This is a genomic window from Yersinia intermedia (assembly GCF_900635455.1).
Taxonomy (GTDB): domain Bacteria; phylum Pseudomonadota; class Gammaproteobacteria; order Enterobacterales; family Enterobacteriaceae; genus Yersinia; species Yersinia intermedia.
On sequence record NZ_LR134116.1, the window covers coordinates 3,804,053 to 3,827,095 of the forward strand.

Consider the following 23,043-nt stretch of genomic DNA (forward strand, 5'->3'; position numbering starts at 1 on the left):
CCTGCGACGAACTGCAAGCGCTAAGCCAGTCGATTGAGTAGTAAGAAATGAGAGGATAAAGTGCAGAGGCAAAACAGTGGGGTGTGGAGCATGAATAAACTGGCACGGTCGCGATAACCGTGCCAGTGGGTTGAATGTTACTGGCCGAACATATCTTTTATCCAGCCCGCGACGCCATCGCCTTCGGCTTGCGGTTGTGAAGCGGGCTGAGCCGCCTTACACAACCCTTGTGGATTCTCAGTCCAGACAGGAATAGTGCGCATACCACCAGCCTCGCCACAGACAAAGTTACCCGCCGAGTCAATGCTCATTTCGCTAATCCCTTCCGGTGGTTGCAACACCAATGGCAGCGGAGTCTGGTTCTCCAAATAGCGGCGATACAAGGTTAGTGCACCATTGGCACCGGTCAGTTTTGCCGGGCCGTTATTGTCACGCCCAACCCAGGCAATCGCCACTTCCTTGCCATCAATACCGGCAAACCAGCTATCACGCAGGTCGTTGGTGGTACCGGTTTTGGCCGCCAGTGTGTATTTGGAGAATTTCACCGACAGCGAACGAGATGTCCCACGGGCCACCCCTTGTTGCATCGCATAAAGTGTCAAATAGGCCGCCTGAGCAGGTACCATGCGTTCCGCCTGCGGGAAGCTCTGATACAGCACGGTGCCATCTTCGGCAATAACCGAACGCACCGCCGATAACGGTGCACGGTTACCGCCACTGGCGATAGTCTGATACTCCTGTGCCACTTCAACTGGAGTCAGGTCAATCGCCCCCAATAACATGGCTGGAACTGGAGTAATAGCAGCTTTCGGGATCCCTAATCGCTGCAACATGGCGCTGATTTGATCCAGCCCAACTGACATGCCTAAATTGACCGTCGGCACGTTCAGCGAGTTAGCCAGCCCATCAACCAACATCACCTGACCACGGAACTGGCGATCATAGTTTTTTGGCTGCCATGATGAACCGTTCGGTAATTTGATCGACAACGGTTGATCAGATAACCAAGTGTTAAGGCGGTATTTATCTGGCTCACTCAATGCCGTCAGATAAGTGGGTGGCTTGGCAAGAGAACCGACTAAACGACGAGCCTGCATTGCACGGTTAAAGCCTGCATACTGCGGCTGTGCGCCGCCCACCATGGCACGAACTTCACCACTGAAGCGGTCAACAATCACCATCGCCGCTTCCAGATCATCCAAATGACGAGCGGCTTTCAGCGCCGGAATGCCGTCTTCAATGGCTTTTTCTGCTGCATCTTGTGAAACTGGATCCAGTGTGGTGAAGATCTTCACACCAGACAGATCGTTAATCTTGTCCCCCAGTTTCTGTTGCAGCTCCTGGCGAACCATCTGCATAAAGGCTGGCTGAGGAGTAATCACACCGCCTTTGGGCTGTACCCCCAACGGGCGGGCACTGAGCATGGTGTAAAGTTCTGCGTCAATCACACCTTGGTTCTGTAACAGGCGCAACACCAGATTGCGGCGTTCAAGTGCCAGCGTTGGGTTACGCCATGGGTTATACAGCGATGCCCCCTTCACCATGCCCACCAGCATGGCTTGCTGATCAAGACTCAGTTCATTTACCGGGCGACCAAAGTAATACAAGCTCGCCAGCGGGAAACCACGGATCTGATCACTACCACTTTGGCCGAGATACACTTCGTTCAGATACAGTTCCAGAATCCGGTCTTTGCTGTAACGGTAATCCACCAACAGAGCCATATAGGCTTCGTTAAGTTTGCGCCACAGTGAACGCTCGTTGGTCAGGAACAGGTTTTTCACCAATTGCTGCGTCAGGGTACTGCCGCCTTGTACCGCTTTACCGGCAGTCAGGTTGGCGACTACTGCGCGGCCAATGGAGTACGGGCTGATGCCATCGTGCTCATAGAAATGGCGGTCTTCAGTTGCCAGCAAAGTATCGACTAACAAATCAGGGAAACCGGCACGCGGCACGAACAGACGCTGTTCACCGTTAGGTGATTGCAACATGGTGATCAACTTAGGATCAAGGCGCAGGAAGCCGAAATCACGCTGATTATCCAGATTTTGGATTTGGGCCAGACGATCGTTTTTAAACACCAAACGCGCACGGATCTGGCCCTCTTTCGCATCTGGGAAATCAAATGGGCGGCGCAAGATATCAATACTATCGCCCTGAACCGTGAATTCACCTGGGCGGGTCATACGGGTAACCTGCCGGTATTGCATCCCTTCCAGCAAATCGACCATCTCTTTTTTGCTGTAGGACATCCCCGGTTCAAGGTTAACCATGCGGCCATACACGGCGGCTGGCAGTTGCCAAACTTTGCCATCGATACGGCTGCGAATTTGCGAATCGAGGTAAACCCCATAAATAGCCAACACCACGGCACCGACTAAAAACAGTTTGATAAATAAGCCAAGCCAGCGGCGTTTTTTACGGGGCGGACGTGATGCTACCTTTCTTGGCATCGGCTCTTCCTCGTCATCGTAGTCATCATCGTCGTGCTCTTCGTCATCTAAATAGTCTTCTTCTTCGAACTCATCTTCATCACGCCGCCGGCGCAGTGGCCGTTTCGATGCGGCTTTGGGTAAGGCTTTTTTGCCCTTGCGCCCTATTGGCTCGCGGTCATCCCCAGACATGTATTTCTCTCCACGCGCATTGGCGATTATTGCGGCTTAATGTGTTCCCCAATTTATCGAATAGAAAGGGGAAACATCTGAAATTATTGGCTCTGATACTTCTTGGTCCTGCGCGTTGGCCGGGTATTGGCAGGATCATCCGGCCAGACATGTTTGGGATAACGCCCTTTCATCTCTTTTTGCACCTCCCGGTACGCCCCTTGCCAGAAAGCGGCTAGATCACCCGTAATCTGTAATGGCCGATGTGCCGGAGAGAGCAGTTCCAGCACCACCGCCACCCGCCCGCAGGCCAGCATCGGGCTGTGTTGTTCACCAAAGACCTCCTGCAAACGCACCGCCAGTACCGGTGGCCGCTCGATATAATAACGGATTGGCAGGCGGCTCCCCGTGGGCACAGTGTAATGAGTTGGCAGCTCAGTATCCAGCCGTTGACGTAACTGCCAGCTCAATAAGCGGGTTAATGCCTCGCTAATATTCACTTGCCGCAATCCACGTAAAGCCCGCACGCCGGACAGCGACGGCTGTAGCCACAGCTCAAGTTTACTCAGCAAACTGTCATCATCCATCGCGGGCCAAGATTCCTCTGGTAGCCAGCGGGCAGCACATTGTAATCGAACGCGTAACTGCTCGGCATGTTCATCCCAATTGAGCACCTGCAACCCTTGCTCGCGTATCCAGTTAAGTAACGCCGATTGCAATGCCTCATCGCTCGGCTTGGCTAACGGTTGCGCTCGTAAGGTCAAACGCCCGATTTGCCAGCGTCGCCAGGCACGCAGCGTACCCTTTTCTTCATCCCATTCCACCACCGTCCGCTCGTCGACTAACCGGGGTAATTGTTTTACCAGTTGTTCAACATCAATCGGCAATGCCAGCAAAATGCGCGCATCCGGCCCGCTGTTGCTTTGTAATAAGTTGGCAACCACCAGCCAGGGAGTACGTGATAGCGCCTCATCCTGAGCCATTGCAGCGCCCATACCGTTCGCCAACAGGTAGCGCCCATCCAGCCCCCTCTGCTGCGCGATGCGATCAGGGTAAGCCAGTGCCAGCAATTGGCCGGCGATATTACTGTCCACATTACCTGAACGGCAGTTGACTCTTTGCGTTAATTGCCGTGCCCGACGCTGCCAGTGAGATTGCGGCCGACTAAGCCAATCGTGTAAATCAATCTGGTCAGAACGGGGAGGTTCTTCCAAAATGGCAGCCAGCAATGCCGCTGTTGCCAGCGCATCGAGGCTTTGCCCAGCGGCAAAGCACAACATGGCCGCCAAACGCGGTTCACACCCCAAACTCGCCATGGTGCGCCCCGTCGCGCTAAGGTGGCCGTGGGTGTCGATAGCCCCTAACCGCATCAATAAGTCACGCGCGACGATGAGTGCCGCCTGTGGCGGTTGATCCAGCCAGCTCAGTTGCGCCGCATCCTGACAGCCCCAATTCAGCAGTTCCAACCATAAACTGCATAAATCGCTGTTGAGGATTTCCGGTTCACTGTATTGTGCCGCTCGCTCGGCCTGCTCTTTCGCAAACAGATGCCAGCAGATACCCGGTTCCAGCCGCCCGGCACGCCCCGCACGCTGAATCATTGAGGCCTGACTGATACGCTGGGTGACTAATCGGGTCAGGCCATTCTTAACATCAAAACACGCTACCCGCTCCAAACCACTGTCCACGACTAACCGGATGCCTTCGATGGTCAAACTGGTTTCGGCAATATTAGTCGCCAGCACCACTTTGCGCCGCCCGGCAAGAGCCGGTTGAATCGCTTTCTGCTGTTCACTGAGCGGCAGCGCGCCATACAGCGGGCAAAGGTCTGTGTCACTGGCAACTTCACCGTGCAAGCGCTCCATTACGCGATGGATTTCACCGACGCCGGGTAAAAATAGCAACAAAGAACCGGATTGCTCATTTAATAAGCGCTTAACCCGACTGGCAACGCCATCCTCAAACCGTTCATGGCTTGATAGCGGCTGATAGCGGCAATCGACGGGAAAGCTGCGCCCCGCCGAGACAATGGCTGGCGCACAAGGGAGTAACGAGGAAAGACGCTGGTTGTCCAAAGTCGCGGACATGATTAACAGCTTCAGGTCATCGCGCAGCCCTTGCTGCACATCCAGCAATAGCGCCAACGCTAAATCAGCCTGCAAACTGCGTTCGTGGAATTCATCGAGGATCACCAGTGAGACACCCGTTAGCTCAGCATCCTGCTGGAGCATGCGTGTCAGGATGCCTTCGGTCACCACTTCCAAACGCGTATCCGGCCCGCTTTTGCTTTCAGCGCGCATCCGATAGCCTACCGTCTGACCGGGTTGCTCCCCCAGTTGTTGCGCCAGGCGGTAAGCCACATTTTTCGCCGCCAACCGCCGTGGTTCCAGCATGATAATCCGCCCCGGCAACCCACTGTATTGCAGGATTTGCAACGGTAACCAGGTCGATTTCCCCGCGCCGGTCGGGGCATGGAGTAAGACTTGCGATGAGGCTTGCAACGCAGAGAGTATCTCGCTGAGCACTTCACTTACTGGCAAAGCAGTCACTGTCGCATCACGCTCTTTCTGGTTCACCACCACATTTGTCTCCATGCTCTACTTTCATCGTCAGTCATTGTAACATCATGGCCGTAGAGCGTATTTAGCCGAGTGATTATGCCAACCAGATGATAGATACCGTTGATAAAACTAAAACAAGTCTCCGTCGCATGTTCTTTGCCCTGACGCTGCCTGAAGCCATACAGCAAGATATTGTGCAATGGCGGGCGGCTAACTTCCCACCAGAGGCTGGTCGCCCTATCGTGGCCGCTAATATGCACCTGACACTGGCATTCCTTGGCGAGATAAGTGCCGCCAAAGCGCAGGTATTGCAGCAGCAAGCCGGACGTATCAGCCAGGCTGGCTTCAGCGTAACCTTAGATGATGTCGGCCATTGGCCTGGCTCAGGCGTGATATGGCTCGGCTGTAAAAATCCGCCCCGAGGTTTGTTGCAGTTGGCGCAGTTGCTGCGATCTCAGGCAGCACGCAGTGGTTGCGCCCAAACGTCACTGCCATTCCACCCCCATGTGACTTTGTTGCGTGGTGCTACCCGCCCGGTGGTGATACCGGCTAAAACCAATAATCAACGCTTGTGCGTAGACCATTTCTCACTGTACGAGTCAGTATTGGTGCGGGGTCGCACCCGCTATACCAAGGTACAAAGCTGGCCACTGGCCAGCGGCGAAAGGAAACCTGATGACGTCTAACCCTCAGTTGTTATCTTTTAACCCACGGTTACAGCCCGCCACACTTATCCTGCGGTATAAACGCTTTTTAGCTGATATTGTGACACCCGCAGGAGAACGATTGACCATTCATTGCGCTAATACCGGAGCAATGACGGGTTGCGCGACACCCGGAGATACTGTTTGGTATTCAACATCGGATAACCCGAAACGCAAATATCCCCACAGTTGGGAACTAACGCATACTCAAAGTGGTGATTGGATTTGTGTAAATACCTTACGTGCCAATGAGTTAGTCAGCTCTGCGATAGATAAAAACCATATTGTTGAATTATCTGGTTACACTTCTGTCAAAAGAGAGATTAAATATGGAGACGAGAACAGCCGTATAGACTTGTTATTGCAGGCAGAAAATAGGTCTAACTGCTATATTGAAGTCAAGTCGGTTACCTTATTACAGCAACAGTGTGGGTATTTCCCGGATGCCGTCACCCTACGGGGTCAGAAGCATCTCAGGGAGTTACAAAGCATGGTTGCCGGCGGTCACCGGGCGGTACTTTTTTTTGCCGTATTGCATACGGGCATCAGGCAAGTCGCTGCGGCCCGACACATTGACAATCGCTATGCAGAATTGCTGGCCCAGGCTCAGCAAGCAGGAGTGGAGGTTATTTGCTACGGTTTTCAACTATCGCCTGACGGTATTGCGCTGGACGCCCGCTTACCGTTATTACTGGCCGAAACGCTCTCACCAACAAGCGCTGAATAAAGAAGCGATTATTGGAGAAAGTTGTTCGCCAAATACGCCTTCCTTCACACCATTGTCAAGCAGGCGACAGGAATAATTGCTAACCTACCTTCCTTCTGGTATTTATAGCGGCCTGATTTTTCCCCGTCTTGGGGATTTCGATAGTGCGTATGAATGTAGGAGAAGCATCATGCAAGAAGGGCAAAAACGTAAAACCTCGTCCTTGAGCATTCTCGCCATCGCTGGGGTAGAGCCGTACCAAGAGAAGCCAGGCGAAGAGTATATGAATGCCGCCCAGTTGTCGCATTTCAAGCTGATTCTTGAAGCGTGGCGCAACCAGCTCAGGGATGAAGTGGATCGTACTGTATCGCACATGCAAGACGAAGCTGCTAATTTCCCTGATCCGGTAGACCGCGCTGCGCAGGAAGAAGAGTTTAGTCTTGAACTTCGTAACCGCGACCGCGAGCGTAAACTGATTAAAAAGATCGAAAAAACGCTGAAAAAAGTCGAGGATGACGATTTCGGTTTCTGCGAGTCTTGTGGCGTAGAGATTGGTATTCGCCGTCTGGAAGCACGGCCAACTGCAGATTTGTGCATTGACTGTAAAACCTTGGCCGAAATCCGCGAAAAGCAGATGGCAGGCTAACTGCATACCCAATGAAATTGGCGTTGTAGATAAGCAGCAAGCGAACGACAAATTGGTTATCAACCATTTTGAACAGCACTTGTGCTGGCCCGCAAGTTGAGCCTCTGACGAGGCTCATAATCCCGATGAACGAGCGACGGTAAGTTATTCGGGCAAAAGGCGTAGCTAACAGCCCTACAGCACCAAATACGAAGGGTATAACACGGTGCCAGAGTCACCTCCGGCACCGTATCTATTACGCGGAATTCCCTTCCCTTTTTATGTCCGAAGATATCAATACGCAACAGCCCAGTGTTCGGCAACATTATGTTCAGCAACACGGCGTTCAGCAACATAAGTACGTGGGCCGTTTTGCCCCGTCCCCGTCTGGTGATTTACATTTTGGTTCACTGATTGCCGCACTTGGGAGTTACCTGCAAGCCCACGCTCAACGCGGGAGTTGGCTGGTTCGCATTGAAGATATTGACCCCCCTCGAGAAATCCCCGGTGCTGCTTCCCGTATCCTGACGGCATTAGATCACTATGGCCTCCATTGGGATGGTCAGGTTATCTATCAGTCCCAGCGTCATGAAGCCTATCGCGCCACATTAGACTGGTTGCAACAACAAGGCTTGAGTTATTACTGCACATGTACACGCAGCCGCATTCAACAGCTAGGTGGGTTCTACGACGGTTATTGCCGCGATCGTCATTTGCCTGCTGATGGTGCCGCCATTCGTTTGCGACAAACGCAGCCGGTTTATGCCTTTTATGATAAATTACTGGGCGAGTTGCATGCTGAATCTGCGCTAGCGCAAGAGGATTTTATTATCCGCCGCAGAGATGGCTTATTTGCTTATAATTTAGCTGTCGTGGTTGATGATGCGTTTCAAGGCGTGACTGAGATTGTGCGTGGGGCTGATTTGATTGAACCTACCGTGCGCCAAATAGCCCTCTACCAGCAGTTACAACAGCCGGTTCCCGACTATTTGCACTTGCCATTGGCATTGAATCATGACGGTAATAAGTTATCCAAGCAAAACCATGCAACACCCCTACCGGGTGGCGATCCGCGCCCGATTTTGGTTGATGCATTGAAGTTTTTGCATCAACCACTGCCAGAATGCTGGCAAGATCTTGATTTAACGTTATTATTACGTTTTGCAGTCGAAAATTGGACGTTGGCAGCAATTCCGCTTCACGGGGCAATGGCAGTCACTGAAAACACAACGGCATTCTCAAAGGAAGCACGGTGAGCTATGATTAGCCGCTGTTTTTCTGTAGTTCTGTTATTTATTAGCCACTATCGAGGTGTACCATTTTTACCCGAGTAGCCAATTTCTGCCGTAAGGTACTGATTCGCGATGATAAATCAGATCGCGATAACAAAGCTGTCCGTGATGACACGGCCCGTGATGGCAGTGCGCGTAAAGATAAAGTGCCCGGTGAAGATAACGTGGCCCGCAAAGAGAAAAGGCCTGCCAGAACAAATACTGGCCGCAAGAATCATGCGGTGCCTGCTTCACAACAGAGTCTGATGACGATTATTCCGCGAGATCAGCACAATATTTCCCGTAGAGAGATCAGCGATAATGCGCTGAAGGTTCTCTATCGCCTGAATAAGTCAGGCTATGAAGCCTATCTGGTTGGCGGCGGCGTCCGCGACCTGTTACTGGGCAAAAAACCAAAAGATTTTGATATCACTACCAGCGCAACACCAGAACAAGTGCGGAAACTGTTCCGTAACTGCCGCCTGGTTGGCCGCCGTTTCCGCCTGGCCCATGTTATGTTTGGCCCGGAAATCATTGAAGTCGCCACTTTCCGTGGTCACCATGAGCAACAACCGGCAGAAGATAGCGACAAGAATTCTTCTCAGCAGGCGCAAAATGGCATGCTGCTGCGTGACAATATTTTCGGCACAATCGAAGATGATGCTCAACGGCGTGATTTCACCATTAACAGCCTCTACTACGGTATTTCTGATTTTGCCCTGCGTGATTACACCGGCGGTTTGCGTGATCTGAAAGAAGGTATTATCCGGCTGATTGGTGATCCTGAAACCCGTTACCGTGAAGATCCCGTGCGAATGCTGCGTGCTGTGCGCTTTGCCGCCAAATTGGATATGACGATCAGCCCAGAAACCGCTGAACCGATCCCGCGCCTGGCCTCATTACTGCACGAGATCCCGCCAGCGCGCCTGTTTGAAGAATCACTCAAACTGTTGCAATCGGGTTATGGTTATAAAACCTATTTAAAACTGTGTGAATATCAGTTGTTCCAGCCGTTATTCCCGCTGATTGCACGCAACTTTACTGAGTTGCATGACTCGCCGATGGAGCGCATTCTGGTTCAAGTGTTAAAAAACACTGACCACCGTTTGCATAATGATCAACGCGTCAACCCTGCGTTCTTATTTGCAGCTATGCTTTGGTATCCGCTGATTGAACATGCGCAGAAACTGACGCAGGAAAGCGGTTTAGCGTATTACGATGCTTTTGCACTGGCAATGAACGATGTGCTGGATGAAGAATGCCGTTCGTTGGCCGTTCCAAAACGTATTACTTCGTTGGTACGCGATATCTGGTTACTGCAACTGCGCCTGTCTCGCCGTCAGGGTAAACGTGCGCACAAGTTGATGGAGCATCCAAAATTCCGTGCAGCCTATGATCTGTTAGCACTGCGGGCTGAAGTGGAAAATAACCATGAATTGCTGCGTCTGACACAATGGTGGGGGGAATTCCAGGAAGCAACACCGCTACAGCAGAAAACCATGTTGAATACGTTAGGGGCTGATCCGGCACCGAGGCGCTCTCGCCCTCGTCGCCCACGTAAGCCAGCAGCGCCACGCAAAGAAGGGGCATAATTCGTATCATGATCCGGGTCTATATCGCGTTAGGCAGTAATCAGTCCATGCCACTGCAACAGGTTAAAACCGCTCTGGAAGCATTGGATCATCTGCCACGCACTCGGTTAGTTGCATGTTCGCCATTTTATCGCACCAAACCGTTAGGCCCACAAGATCAGCCGGATTTTCTTAATGCCGTGGTAGCGTTAGATACATCACTGCCACCTGAGCAACTGTTAGACCATACCCAAGCCATTGAACGCAATCAGGGCCGGGTAAGAAAAGAACAGCGCTGGGGGCCACGAACGCTGGATCTGGATATTATGCTGTATGGCTCACAGGTGATAACAACGGATCGCTTGATTGTGCCGCACTATGGTCTGAAAGAACGTGAGTTCATGCTCTACCCGCTGTCTGATATCGCACCTGACCTGATTTTCCCCGATGGCGAGGCATTATCAGCTCGCCTTAAATGCGTGGATAAAAATGGTCTGGTGCCTTGGTAAGGCATACTTGCCAAATTCAACACATAATATCCCTATCTGATATCCCCTCCATCTTAACCCCTTGTCTCAGGAGAAAGAGTGATGAAAAGCACCACCATGAGCCACTTGCGTCAATGGAAACAAGAAAAGCGTAAGTTCGCTACATTGACCGCCTATGATGCCAGTTTTGCCCAGTTGTTTGCCGAGCAGGGTATTGAGGTACTGCTGGTGGGGGATTCGCTTGGTATGACGCTACAAGGGTTCGACTCAACGCTGCCGGTAACCACCGCTGATGTGGCTTATCACACCCGTGCAGTGCGTCGTGGCGCGCCTCATTGCCTGTTATTGGCAGACATGCCCTTCATGAGTTATGCCACACCAGAACACACATTCATCAATGCCGCAGAGTTGATGCGCGCCGGTGCTAATATGGTCAAACTGGAGGGGGGGAGTTGGCTGTGTGATACCGTGCGCATGCTGGCTGAGCGTGCCGTACCGGTGTGTGGCCATCTGGGGTTAACCCCACAATCAGTTAATATTTTCGGTGGCTACAAAGTACAAGGCCGCGAAGAAGTTGCCGCTAACCAACTACTGAAAGATGCGCTGGCACTTGAAAATGCGGGAGCGCAATTATTAGTACTGGAATGCGTACCGGTAGAACTGGCAAAACGGGTTAGCGAAGAGTTAGCTATTCCAGTGATTGGTATTGGTGCTGGCAATGTCACTGATGGGCAGATACTGGTTATGCATGATGCGCTGGGCATTACTGGCGGTCATACCCCTAAATTCAGTAAAAATTTCCTGGCACAAAGTGCAGGTGATATTCGCGCCGCCATTAAGCTGTATATTCAAGAAGTTGAAAGTGGTGCCTATCCAGCGGAAGAACATACATTCCAGTAACTTATTGTTGATAAAATATTTAGGGGAACAAGGAATGCTGATTATTGAAACCCTGCCGCTATTGCGCCAGCAAATTCGCCGTTGGCGTCAGGAAGGTAAGCGAGTTGCACTGGTGCCAACCATGGGTAACCTGCATGAAGGGCATATGACATTAGTGGAAGATGCCAAAGCTCGCGCCGATGTGGTAGTAGTGAGTATTTTTGTTAATCCGCTGCAATTTGAACGCCCGGATGATTTAGTCCGCTACCCACGCACATTGCAGGAAGATTGTGAAAAGTTGACCCGTCATGGTGTGGATCTGGTATTCGCTCCTGCGGCAGTTGATGTCTATCCAGCCGGTCTGGAAAGCCAGACCTATGTCGACGTCCCTGCCCTGTCTACTATTTTAGAAGGTGCCAGTCGCCCCGGTCATTTCCGTGGTGTCGCGACTATCGTCAGCAAACTGTTCAATCTGGTGCAACCGGATGTTGCCTGTTTTGGCGAAAAAGATTATCAGCAACTGGCGCTGATCCGTAAAATGGTGGCGGATATGGGCTATGACATCAATATTGTCGGGGTGCCGATTGTGCGGGCGAAAGATGGCCTGGCGCTGAGTTCCCGCAATGGCTATCTGACGGCTGAAGAGCGAAAAATCGCCCCGCAACTCAATAAGATAATGCAAGCGTTGGCCGAGAAACTGACCTTGGGCGAAAGGCTGATTGATGATTTGCTGGCTGATACCGCAGAGCAATTACGCCATGCCGGTTTTACCCCAGATGAGTTGTTTATCCGTGATGCTCATACCTTGCAGCCGTTAACCGTAGACAGTCAACAAGCCGTTATTCTGATGGCCGCCTGGCTGGGTAAAGCGCGCCTGATTGATAACCAACAGGTTGATTTGCTGAGTTAACCGCTAATTGCGGTGAATACCGGTATAGCCCAGTTTTCACCGCATATCCCCCTTCCCTGGTCCTTTTATTCTTCACCACATAAGGTGTTAACCCGAAAGCATTTTCCCTGCCTTTTGTATGTAATACATCGCATAAATAAAAGGGGATTGAAGATGGGAATTAGGGTTGGAAATCATCTGTTTTCCACTGAGATTAGTCACTCAGTCATCGCAAATATAGCGCAAAACACAACATCACCATTGATGAGTCTATGGGAGAGAATAAAGGACTTTTTCTGTTGTACCCATCAGGCTGAAGCATTGGATTGTCTCTATCAACTGTACCATCCTCTGAATAATACCGATGGAATGAACCCTGAGGAAATTCGCAGCAACATAGCAAAAACCTTTAATCAATTAAAACAGTTCGCAGCACCAGGATATAAAGATAGATTTTCTCAGCCTAAGGGGTCTAATAACCAAGAGCAACATTTCGCTATTACTGGTGAGAATAGCGAATTTATATTAAATATAAGCATTAACATTAGCACCAATAGATACTCAATCGCCGCCCATAATTGCACCAAAGCATCCCTATTTTTGCAACCAACACCGGCACAAGCAACCGAGAGACTATGGGATAGTGGGTTTGATAACATAACCCTGTTCAGCTATCCTCAGCCCCGTTTTAAACCCCTGTTTTTATCACTCAATCGCTGAGTCATAGACAAGCGGTATAAAATCAGCAAAACTGGATGCTTCTCCCTAAATCAATCGATGATGGGATAGGATGCCAGACTTATTCTGGGTAATAACCGGGGTCAAAGGTAAGAGTTATGATACGCACTATGTTGCAAGGCAAACTGCATCGGGTCAAAGTCACTCAAGCTGATTTGCACTATGAAGGTTCCTGCGCTATCGATCAGGATTTTCTGGAAGCCGCTGGCATTCTGGAATACGAAGCCATTGATATTTATAACGTTGATAATGGTCAGCGTTTCTCAACTTATGCCATCGCCGCCGAACGTGGTTCACGGATTATCTCGGTGAACGGTGCCGCAGCACGTTGTGCTTGTGTCGGTGATAAGCTGATCATCTGTTCCTACGTACAGATGTCTGATGCTGATGCCCGATTGCACCACCCTAAAGTGGCGTATTTTGAAGGCCAGAATCAACTGCAACGCAAAGCCAAAGCGGTACCGGTTCAAGTCGCTTAGTTGCCCTTCATACGTGTAGTTGCACCATAAAAAAGGCGCTTAAACAAAAGCGCCTTTTTCACACCGTAAAATCATACCAGCCAGCAGCTAATCTGATTCCATCACCGCCGGTGCAGCAGGTATCGATACTTGACCCGGCTCATTGGCAATACGTGCGGCCATGGTCGGTATTGAATCAGTCCGTAAAATATACAATCGCTTAAGAGTATACGGATTATCGCCCGGTTTTACCTTACCTTGCATGGTAGTCACCGCTAAATGGAACCCTGCATTCTTTGCGGCATCAATAGCGGTTTGGTTAAAGCCACCAAAGGGATACGACAGAAAAATTACGTGCGGATTAAATTGAGATAACGCTCTTCGTGAGTGTTCAAAGTCAAAAACAATATTGTGATAAGAACGGCTCAATAAGATAGGGTTACGTTTATTATCAGTCCGGTGTAAAAAATGGGTATGAGACTGAACATCAAATACATCCTGAATCTCTTTCAGTTCAGAAATACTCATAAACTGTAATGAGTCAGGGTTCCATTTTTGTGGGTGGCGCTTAATGCGTGATGAAATAATAAACGCAGTGGCCCGGAAGCCGTTTTCTTTCAAAATCGGATAAGCGTAGCGGTGAACCGATTTAAGGCCATCATCAAATGTCAGGACGACAACTTTCGCGGGCAGATTAATCTTGTTATTGAGATAACCTTCAAGCTGATAGAGCGAAATCGTGTCGTAACCTGTCTGCTTGAGATAGGTCATCTGGTTACTGAATGCCGCATCAGAGGTGGTCGTTGATGTGTTGAGGAAACGTTTATTTTCCTCATTTTTCAACATATGGTGATAGGTCAAGATCGGAATGCCATTATCGATTTCAGCATCGGCACTACTCACATACCCTAAACGATCGCCGATATTCACCTGATACCAAGTATTTCCTAACCGATCTTTCAACTTACCTATAATAGGGTAGCGCAAGTTATCTACCAGCGTAGCAAACTGCTCGCTGCGCACATCCGCCGCCAGATAAACCGGGGTTTCACGCTTGATCAGTATATTTTGATTTGGCAGCGGTTTATTCAAATCGCCCAAGATATCGTTGGTTTTTCGTTCTTTGTTGATATCTTTTAAATCGTCTTTATCAATAAAGCCGATACCATTGCCAAATTTAAATTCATAGTATTCTGCAGCAGCTGGCAAAACCTGGATAAGTTGGTCTTCTTTAATTTCACCGACAGGAATGACCTTCTCACCAACCAGTGAGTATATTTCGCTATCACGCTGTGCAACCATAAATTTCGGCGTAAGAGTTGCTTGATCAGGTAAGAGATCTGCATGGGTTGCCGGTATCATTACCGACATGACAAGACCGAGTAGCATCCCAATAGCTATTCTGTTTTTATGCCACATTATCGTTCTACTTATGCGCATTTGGCGCTGCATTGAAAAGGGGAAAATCCGGTGCGCCAGCATAGCACGAGACGCAGGAAGTTGAGAAAGATGATATTAGATGGAGACATTATTTATTACGATTAAATTCCAGCATTAACAACAATTAACTAACTAATAATTCACGATCAATCTTTGCTAATAACCAAAGCCATTGGCGTTACAGCAAGGCGGCAAGTCAACGCATCCCGATGAGCTTACATAAGTAAGTGATTCGGGTAAGTGAACGTAGCCAACACCGCTGTAACGTCAAGGCCGAAAAGAATACCCAAAGTCATTGGCGTTACAGCAAGGCGGCAAGTCAGCGCATCCCGATGAGCTTACATAAGTAAGTGATTCGGGTAAGTGAACGTAGCCAACACCGCTGTAACGTCAAGGCCGAAAAGAATACCCAAAGCCATTGGCGTTACAGCAAGGCGGCAAGTCAGCGCATCCCGATGAGCTTACATAAGTAAGTGATTCGGGTAAGTGAACGTAGCCAACACCGCTGTAACGTCAAGGTCGAAGGGTATTAGGTACGTAGCCCACGACCACGCTCTATCAAATACCAAGCCCACGCATAAAACACCGCGATGAATACCACCAAAACACCAATGGTCAGTACCAGTGGTACATCTGAGATACCGAGGAACCCATAACGGAAGCCGCTGATCATGTACACAATGGGGTTTAGCTTCGATACCGCCTGCCAGAATGGTGGCAGTAATGATAGTGAGTAAAAGACCCCGCCCAGATACGTCAAGGGGGTTAGCACAAAAGTAGGTACCAGGCTGATATCATCGAACGTCTTGGCAAATACCGCATTCAGTAACCCACCGAGGGAAAACAGAATGGCCGTCAGCATCAATGTCAGAGCAATCATTGACCAAGAGTGGACATGCAACGGTACGAAGAACAGCGAGATAATCGTTACCAGAATACCGACACAGATCCCACGGGCGACCCCACCGCCGACATAACCAATAATCACAATATGTGTGGGGACCGGTGCTACCAGCAACTCTTCGATACTGCGCTGGAATTTAGCACCAAAGAACGATGCCGCGACGTTAGCATATGAGTTGGTGATCACCGCCATCATAATCAGGCCGGGAACGATAAATTGCATATAATCAAAACCGCCCATATCACCAATTCGGGCACCAATCAGGTTACCGAAAATAACGAAATAGAGCGACATGGTTATCACCGGTGGTACCAGTGTTTGAATCCAGATACGTGCAAATCGCGTGATTTCTTTGATCCAAATACTCTGTAATGCTACCCAATAAAGGCGGGTCATGCTTTCTCTCCCCCGTTACCATTAACCAAGGTGACAAATAACTCTTCCAGACGGTTGGCCTTGTTACGCATACTTTGTACCTGAATACCCTGAGCGTTCAGTTGACTGAATAAACCATTCAGACCTTGCTCACGCTTAACATCAACCTCCAACGTTGAGGTGTCCGTCAGGCGATAACTATAACCTTCCAGCTTAGGTAGCGGGCTTTTAATACCTAAATCAAAAATAAAGGTTTCTGACTCAAGTTTGCCAAGCAACTGTTTCATGGTGGTATTTTCCACCAACTCACCATTTTGGATAATGCCAATGTTACGGCACAGCATTTCTGCTTCTTCCAGATAGTGGGTAGTCAGAATGATGGTAGTCCCCTGCGCATTCAGCTCTTTCAGGAACCCCCACATTGAGCGGCGCAACTCGATATCCACCCCAGCAGTAGGTTCATCGAGGATCAGCAACTTTGGCTCATGCATCAGCGCACGGGCAATCATCAAACGGCGCTTCATCCCGCCCGACAGCCGGATAGCCCGCTCATTGCGTTTGCTCCACAAATCCAACTGAGTGAGATATTTCTCCGCACGTTGCAACGCTTCGCGCCGTGTGACACCGTAATACCCAGCTTGGGTAATCACAATTTGCAACACCGTCTCGAATGGGTTGAAGTTAAACTCCTGTGGCACTAACCCAAGTTGGCGTTTGGCATTCACGATATCACTATCAATATCATAACCAAAGACCTGCACCTTACCGGACGTTTTGTTCACTAATGAACTGATAATGCCAATGGTGGTAGATTTACCCGCGCCATTCGGCCCAAGCAAGGCATAAAAGTCACCTGCCTCTACGTGCAGATCAATGCCACGCAGCGCATGAACGCCGCCAGCATAGGTTTTGGTCAGTTGCGTTATTTCCAGTGCATATGTCATAAGTAAAAAAGAACCTTATTCTATGAGTTTCTCAGCGATAACAGCATGTCTATGCCTTGCTTAACCCACCTATCAGGGCAAGTTACGGGGAGCAAAAGGGATCATGTGTAGAGATACCGAGAAGATATTACGCAGACGAAAATTGCGCGATCAACAGGGCCACTGTTCCGATTTCAAAATCGTCATCCTTGCCGTATATTATCTTATCGCAATCCGTTCATTACAGGCTATTTACATTAATGAAAGAAATAGAGAAGCTCCTCGCGAATAATGACATCTGGTCAAACACTATCAGTAAAGATGACCCCGATTTTTTTGAGCACTTGGCGCAAGCCCAGAAACCCCGTTTTCTGTGGATTGGCTGTTCAGACAGCCGCGTCCCCGCAGAGCAGCTAACCGGGCTGAAGGCAGGTGAATTATTTGTTCACCGTAACGTTGCCAATCTGGTTATCCATACGGATCTGAATTGCCTGTCGGTTGTACAGTACGCTATTGATGTTCTACAGGTCGAACACATCATTATCTGTGGTCACCTTGGTTGTGGCGGTGTCGAAGCGGCGATCAAAGGTGAAGAGATGGGCCTTATCGATAACTGGTTACTGCATATTCGTGATCTTTGGTATAAACACAGCTCACTGCTGGGTGAGTTACCACAAGAAGAACGCAGTGATATGTTATGTAAAATCAACGTTGTGGAACAAGTCTATAACCTGGGTCATTCGACTATTGTCCGTTCCGCCTGGAAACGTGGGCAGAAAGCCATGATTCACGGCTGGGTCTATGGTATTGAAGATGGCAAACTGACTGATTTGAAAGTCTCGGCCACCAGCCTCAGTAGCCTTGAAGTCCTTTACCGTGAAGCGATGGCAAAGTTACTGCAACCTAACAGAAAAGACTGAACAGCCGCCAGGGAGGGTGTTCAAGCACACCCTCTCCCATCCCTAAATGCTGCTAAAGACACTCGAACTCAAAATATTGACGTGCAGTGACCAGCGGCAAATAAGGCGTAGCGAGCTAAGTCAGTTTGAGTGCGCCCAGCACGCAAGAACCGGAGCGTACACCATGACTTTATAAATCAAGGCTACGTGAGGATCCTGAGTACTGCGTAATCTCAAAATGGCGACGTACAGTAGCCGCTCCTGATCACTCGTCAAACATCACGACTTTGCCTACATACGGCAAATGCCTGTAGCGCTGGGCATAATCAATACCGTAACCCACAACGAATTCATCAGGAATAGTGAAACCAACCCACTCAACTGGCACCTGCACTTCACGACGCTCTGGTTTATCCAGCAACGTGCAGATAGCTAATGATTTCGGCCCACGCAATTGCAGAATTTCACGCACTTTACTTAATGTATTACCGGAATCGATTATATCTTCAACAATCAGCACATCTTTACCACGAATATCTTCATCCAAATCTTTCAAGATTTTCACATCTCGCGTGGTGCTCATGCCATTGCCGTAGCTGGAGGCCGTCATAAAATCGACTTCATGAGAAACATCAATAGCACGGCATAAGTCAGCCATAAACATAAATGAGCCACGGAGCAACCCTACCAGCACCATTTCACTGCCACTGTCACGGTAGTGTTCGGAGATTTGGCGGCCTAATTCGGCAATTCGGGTTTTGACTTCCTGTTCGGAAATCATGACTTCTACAGTGTGTTTCATAAGTATTCACGTCGCTTTTTTACGTTGCTTGCCGGAAGAAAGCCGCTGAGTTTACCATAGCCTGAGCCATGTTGCGACGGACTCACCCGCCGCAAACATAACCTGTTGATACGCCTTAAGCGCTGACGGTAAAGCCCAGCATCATGCCAGTATCTTCATGTTCCAACATATGGCAGTGGGCCATATAAGGCGTACTGGCAGGAGCAAGGTGACTAAAACGTACCAATATCTCACTGCGCGCACCTTCCACTCGCACAATATCTTTCCAGCCTCGGCGATGCTCTGCTGGTGGTTTACCATTTTCTGTCAAAATACGGAACTGTGTCCCGTGCACATGGAAGGGGTGTAACATCATGTCGCCTTCACCAGAAACGGTCCACTTCTCAAATTTCCCGAGCTTGGCATCAAACGCCGGTTCAGTCATCGAGAATGCTTTACCGTTAATCATATTGGCGTGGCTGAAATCAAAAGCCGCCTCGCCTTTCATTGCGCCATGATCCATACCTTTCATATTGCCGCTCTCCATACCGGCCATATTGCCGTGACTCATACCATTCATGGCTCCGGTACCCATGTTCATGCCAGCCATGGCTTGCATACCATAACGGCTCATCAGCGCTTGCATCCCTAGCATATCCAATTTTGGATCCATCATCAGTTGCAACCAGCGCTCTTGCAGGCCTGCGGCATCGGCTAATGCCGGTATCACAACCAGCGAATCAGGTAACACCTTGCTACCTGCGGCCAGTGATGGCTGAATACGCAATACTGGTAATGGTTTATCGAACGGTGCCAACGTCATGCCCATCTGTTTCACCGGCAAGGTAACCAGATCAAGCGGCTTGCCATCAGCGGTATCTACCAGCACCTCAAAACGTTCGCCCATCAATATAGGTAACTCACGCACGGCTACCGGTTCGGCCAGTAAGCCACCGTCGCTGGCAATCACATACATCGGGCGGCCATCGCTGAGAGCCAGATTAAGGGAGCGGGCATTACAGCCATTGAGCAGTCTTAGTCGCACCCAACCGCGCGGGGTGATTTGCTGCGGATAGTGTGCCCCGTTGGTAAACATCCGATCGCCAAACCAACCAACAGCCGCAGTCATCACATCTAACTGATAGTCAATCTGCCCATCTTTACCCAGTAATTTATCCTGTAAAATAACGGGGATATCGTCTACACCCCACTGCTTCGGCAGAGGAAGTTTTTCGCTATCACTGTCATCAATCAGTACCAACCCACCTAACCCCATGGCCACCTGATGGCCAGTTTTCCCGTGAGTGTGAGGATGGAACCAGCAGGTAGCCGCGGGTTGATCGACACTAAAAGTAATCTGCCGGGTTGTGCCGGGTTGAATCAGTGCCTGTGGGCCACCGTCCACTTCGCCGGGGATTTCCAGACCGTGCCAATGCACCGTGGTCGCTTCTGGTAGGGAGTTGGTGACATCAATAGTGACCGGTTTGCCTCGTTGCAAACGGATGGCTGGCCCCAATAGATTACCATTATAGCCCCAGGTCTGCGTCGCGGCGGAAGGCAACCAGGCCACCGTACCGGTCTGGATATTCAGGTTAATCTTTCCATGGGCATCGGGCTGGAGCAAAGGTGGAATAGGGAGCGGTGAGAAATCTGCGGCTAAGGCCGCGCGGCTCCATAAAGGTAGTGAAGTGGCGGCTCCAAGAGCTGCCGTTAATTTGATAAAATCACGGCGATGCATGGTCGTCTCCATTCTGTATAATAAGTGGGTGCCTGCAAGACACAAAAACAGCAGTCTGTGAGCTTAAACCCTCCCCTTACTGGAAGGTCAAGATGTAATCAATCACTCGGTGAATCAATCCACGTAAAGTAAGTGATTCGGGTGACAAATCTGCCATCAGTGGATTTAAACGCTGTTTACAGTGCTCTTACCTGGCGCGGATACGAACGTAACTCCCCCTGCGTTCAAGTATAAAGGGCATAATAAAATTTACTCTGGACCATCACAGTGTGATAACGTCTGTTAACAATAAATAAGCCTGTTTCCGCTATGAAAAGAACAACGTTAGTTATGCTGCTGCTTACTCTGTGCGGATTTTCATCCGCCAGTTCTGCATTAAGTGAATCCGAAGCAGAAGATCTTGCGGATCTGACTGCGGTATTTGTCTATCTGAAAAATGATTGTGGTTATAACGAATTACCCAATAACGAAATTAAGCGGGCTATCGTCTATTTTGCTCAACAAAATCGTTGGGATCTGCGTAACTACAATAGCTTTAATATGAAAGCGTTAGGCGAAGATAGCTATCGCGACCTGCGTGGTATCGCTATTCCAGTTCCTACCAAATGCAAGTCTCTGGCCCGTGACTCTTTGAGTTTATTGGCTTACGCAAACTAACGATCCCGCCTTTACCCTTTCAGTCTGTAATTCCACCGTGCAACCTCATCCAGAGTTGGCTATGATGTTGCCCCCATTTTTCATGGCTGTTACTGCGAAGGAGAAGCCCCGAACATGTCACAGAAAGAACTATGGTATGAAACATTACATGCCAATTTCGGCCAGTATTTTTCAGTAGAAAATGTGCTGTACCGCGAGAAAACCGAGCATCAGGATCTGGTGATTTTTGACAATCCCGTGCTGGGCCGTGTCATGGCACTGGATGGCGTGGTTCAAACCACTGAGCGCGATGAGTTTATCTATCACGAAATGATGACTCATGTGCCTTTACTGGCCCACGGTCAGGCGAAAAAGGTGCTTATCATTGGTGGTGGCGATGGTGCGATGCTGCGCGAAGTCAGCCGCCATAAAAATATCGAACAGATTACCATGGTGGAAATTGATGCCGGTGTTGTGGCGTTCTGCCGCCAATATCTGCCAAATCACAGTGCGGGTGCCTATGATGATCCGCGGTTCACATTGGTTATTGATGATGGTGTTAACTTCGTTAACCAGACCACTGAAAAATTCGATGTTATCATCTCCGACTGTACCGACCCCATCGGCCCAGGGGAAAGCCTGTTTACCTCCGCTTTCTACGAGGGATGCGCCCGTAGCCTGAACCAAGGCGGCATTTTTGTGGCACAAAACGGTGTCTGCTTCCTACAACAGGATGAAGCCGTGGATAGCCACAATAAGCTTAGTCACTATTTCAGCGATGTTAGTTTTTATCAGGCAGCAATTCCGACATATTACGGCGGTATCATGACCTTCGCTTGGGCAACTCAGAACCCATCGCTGCGTCTGTTAGATCTGCCCACCCTGCAACAGCGTTTTGCCAATGCGGGCCTGACCTGCCGCTACTATAACCCAGCTATTCATGTCGGCAGCTTTGCCTTGCCACAGTATCTGCTGGATGCCTTAACGGCCAAACGTTGATAATCCGTAAGGAGGTGAACTAAATTGTCCAAGCTTAAACTACACGGCTTCAACAACCTGACCAAGAGCCTGAGTTTTTGTATTTACGATATTTGTTATGCCAAGACCGCAGACGACCGCGATGGCTATATCGCCTACATTGACGAACAGTACAATGCCAACCGCCTGACCGAGATCTTGAGCGAAACCTGCTCGATCATTGGCGCGAATATATTGAATATCGCACGTCAGGATTACGACCCTCAGGGAGCCAGTGTCACCATTCTGGTTAGCGAAGAGCCGGTCGATCCGTGCGATGTTGATACCTCTGAGCACCCCGGCCCGCTACCAAATGCAGTAGTGGCCCATCTGGACAAGAGCCATATCTGTGTCCATACCTATCCAGAAAGCCACCCTGAAGGGGGGTTATGCACTTTCCGCGCAGATATCGAAGTCTCAACCTGTGGCGTAATTTCACCGCTTAAAGCCCTGAATTACCTTATCCACCAGTTAGAGTCCGACATTGTTACGATGGATTATCGTGTGCGGGGTTTTACCCGTGATATCAATGGGGTTAAGCATTTTATCGATCATAAAATCAACTCGATTCAGAACTTTATGTCAGACGATATGAAATCGTTGTATTACATGATGGATGTGAATGTTTATCAAGAAAACATCTTTCATACCAAAATGATGTTGAAAGACTTCGATTTGAAGCATTACCTGTTTAACGCCAAGCCAGAAGAGCTGAACGCAGAAGAACGAGAACGTATTACTCGCCTGTTATACAAAGAAATGCAGGAAATTTACTACGGGCGTAATTTGCCAGAAATGTGATAGATTGCTGATAATCATTTGTATTTATAGGTTATT

The 23,043-nt window shown here is 49.5% G+C and carries 21 protein-coding genes; 14 read left to right on the forward strand and 7 right to left on the reverse strand.

Annotation, left to right across the window (positions count from 1 at the left end):
* Positions 1 to 137 precede the first annotated feature (137 nt).
* Together mrcB and hrpB are read right to left on the reverse strand one after the other, a co-directional pair.
* The gene (gene mrcB, locus EL015_RS17480) at positions 138 to 2,624 is read right to left on the reverse strand and encodes a bifunctional glycosyl transferase/transpeptidase (RefSeq protein WP_005181556.1); all 2,487 of its coding nucleotides are present in this window, start codon (positions 2,622 to 2,624) and stop codon (positions 138 to 140) included.
* Positions 2,625 to 2,707: 83 nt separating this feature from the next.
* A complete protein-coding gene (gene hrpB, locus EL015_RS17485; RefSeq protein WP_005181554.1) occupies positions 2,708 to 5,197 on the reverse strand; it encodes an ATP-dependent helicase HrpB in 2,490 nt (829 codons plus the stop codon).
* A 74-nt stretch (positions 5,198 to 5,271) separates the two neighbouring features.
* On the opposite strand from hrpB, the gene thpR reads away from it, so the two are divergent.
* The 10 genes from thpR (at position 5,272) to panD (ending at position 13,514) form a co-directional block, all read left to right on the forward strand.
* Positions 5,272 to 5,850, forward strand: a complete 579-nt coding sequence (gene thpR, locus EL015_RS17490) for an RNA 2',3'-cyclic phosphodiesterase (protein WP_032905473.1) — start codon at positions 5,272 to 5,274, stop codon at positions 5,848 to 5,850.
* Positions 5,840 to 6,595: a DNA/RNA nuclease SfsA gene (sfsA, locus tag EL015_RS17495; protein ID WP_032905472.1), complete on the forward strand. Its 756-nt coding sequence runs from the start codon at positions 5,840 to 5,842 to the stop codon at positions 6,593 to 6,595. Before thpR ends, sfsA begins: the two co-directional genes overlap by 11 nt.
* Before the next feature lie 169 nt (positions 6,596 to 6,764).
* Positions 6,765 to 7,220 (forward strand): RNA polymerase-binding protein DksA, encoded by a 456-nt coding sequence (gene dksA, locus EL015_RS17500; protein ID WP_002209354.1) that lies wholly within the window; start codon positions 6,765 to 6,767, stop codon positions 7,218 to 7,220.
* Positions 7,221 to 7,480: 260 nt separating this feature from the next.
* Entirely contained in the window at positions 7,481 to 8,455 is a 975-nt protein-coding gene (gluQRS, locus tag EL015_RS17505) for a tRNA glutamyl-Q(34) synthetase GluQRS (protein WP_005181540.1), read from the forward strand.
* A 281-nt stretch (positions 8,456 to 8,736) separates the two neighbouring features.
* Complete coding sequence (gene pcnB / locus EL015_RS17510; RefSeq protein WP_230678691.1) at positions 8,737 to 10,062, forward strand: polynucleotide adenylyltransferase PcnB; 1,326 nt, start codon at positions 8,737 to 8,739, stop codon at positions 10,060 to 10,062.
* Between the two features lie 8 nt (positions 10,063 to 10,070).
* Positions 10,071 to 10,550 carry a 2-amino-4-hydroxy-6-hydroxymethyldihydropteridine diphosphokinase gene (folK, locus tag EL015_RS17515; protein WP_005181536.1) on the forward strand — a complete coding sequence of 160 codons (480 nt, stop codon included), beginning with the start codon at positions 10,071 to 10,073 and terminating at the stop codon, positions 10,548 to 10,550.
* 81 nt (positions 10,551 to 10,631) lie between these two features.
* On the forward strand, positions 10,632 to 11,429 hold the full coding sequence (gene panB, locus EL015_RS17520; RefSeq protein ID WP_005181535.1) for a 3-methyl-2-oxobutanoate hydroxymethyltransferase: 798 nt from the start codon (positions 10,632 to 10,634) through the stop codon (positions 11,427 to 11,429).
* Between the two features lie 34 nt (positions 11,430 to 11,463).
* Complete coding sequence (panC, locus tag EL015_RS17525) at positions 11,464 to 12,318, forward strand: pantoate--beta-alanine ligase (protein ID WP_005181534.1); 855 nt, start codon at positions 11,464 to 11,466, stop codon at positions 12,316 to 12,318.
* A 153-nt stretch (positions 12,319 to 12,471) separates the two neighbouring features.
* Positions 12,472 to 13,017 (forward strand): SGNH/GDSL hydrolase family protein, encoded by a 546-nt coding sequence (locus EL015_RS17530; protein ID WP_032905471.1) that lies wholly within the window; start codon positions 12,472 to 12,474, stop codon positions 13,015 to 13,017.
* A 116-nt stretch (positions 13,018 to 13,133) separates the two neighbouring features.
* Positions 13,134 to 13,514: an aspartate 1-decarboxylase gene (panD, locus tag EL015_RS17535; RefSeq protein ID WP_032905470.1), complete on the forward strand. Its 381-nt coding sequence runs from the start codon at positions 13,134 to 13,136 to the stop codon at positions 13,512 to 13,514.
* 87 nt (positions 13,515 to 13,601) lie between these two features.
* Here panD and EL015_RS17540 read toward each other — a convergent pair whose 3' ends face one another.
* From EL015_RS17540 to EL015_RS17550, 3 genes are all read right to left on the reverse strand, one after another.
* Positions 13,602 to 14,912: a polysaccharide deacetylase family protein gene (locus EL015_RS17540; RefSeq protein WP_032905469.1), complete on the reverse strand. Its 1,311-nt coding sequence runs from the start codon at positions 14,910 to 14,912 to the stop codon at positions 13,602 to 13,604.
* A 550-nt stretch (positions 14,913 to 15,462) separates the two neighbouring features.
* On the reverse strand, positions 15,463 to 16,233 hold the full coding sequence (locus tag EL015_RS17545) for an ABC transporter permease (protein WP_032905468.1): 771 nt from the start codon (positions 16,231 to 16,233) through the stop codon (positions 15,463 to 15,465).
* Positions 16,230 to 17,156 (reverse strand): ABC transporter ATP-binding protein, encoded by a 927-nt coding sequence (locus EL015_RS17550; protein WP_005181512.1) that lies wholly within the window; start codon positions 17,154 to 17,156, stop codon positions 16,230 to 16,232. The genes EL015_RS17545 and EL015_RS17550 overlap by 4 nt, the downstream gene beginning before the upstream one ends.
* 239 nt (positions 17,157 to 17,395) lie before the next feature.
* Between EL015_RS17550 and can the strand changes: the two genes are divergently transcribed.
* The gene (can, locus tag EL015_RS17555; protein ID WP_005181509.1) at positions 17,396 to 18,055 is read left to right on the forward strand and encodes a carbonate dehydratase; all 660 of its coding nucleotides are present in this window, start codon (positions 17,396 to 17,398) and stop codon (positions 18,053 to 18,055) included.
* A gap of 244 nt (positions 18,056 to 18,299) precedes the next feature.
* Here can and hpt read toward each other — a convergent pair whose 3' ends face one another.
* A complete protein-coding gene (hpt, locus tag EL015_RS17560; protein WP_005167149.1) occupies positions 18,300 to 18,836 on the reverse strand; it encodes a hypoxanthine phosphoribosyltransferase in 537 nt (178 codons plus the stop codon).
* A 115-nt stretch (positions 18,837 to 18,951) separates the two neighbouring features.
* Positions 18,952 to 20,553, reverse strand: a complete 1,602-nt coding sequence (gene cueO, locus EL015_RS17565) for a multicopper oxidase CueO (RefSeq protein WP_005181502.1) — start codon at positions 20,551 to 20,553, stop codon at positions 18,952 to 18,954.
* 309 nt (positions 20,554 to 20,862) lie between these two features.
* On the opposite strand from cueO, the gene EL015_RS17570 reads away from it, so the two are divergent.
* The 3 genes from EL015_RS17570 (at position 20,863) to speD (ending at position 23,007) form a co-directional block, all read left to right on the forward strand.
* Positions 20,863 to 21,210, forward strand: a complete 348-nt coding sequence (locus EL015_RS17570) for a YacC family pilotin-like protein (RefSeq protein WP_032898327.1) — start codon at positions 20,863 to 20,865, stop codon at positions 21,208 to 21,210.
* Positions 21,211 to 21,324: 114 nt separating this feature from the next.
* A complete protein-coding gene (gene speE, locus EL015_RS17575) occupies positions 21,325 to 22,188 on the forward strand; it encodes a polyamine aminopropyltransferase (RefSeq protein WP_005181497.1) in 864 nt (287 codons plus the stop codon).
* 24 nt (positions 22,189 to 22,212) lie between these two features.
* On the forward strand, positions 22,213 to 23,007 hold the full coding sequence (gene speD, locus EL015_RS17580) for an adenosylmethionine decarboxylase (RefSeq protein ID WP_005181495.1): 795 nt from the start codon (positions 22,213 to 22,215) through the stop codon (positions 23,005 to 23,007).
* Positions 23,008 to 23,043 lie beyond the last annotated feature (36 nt).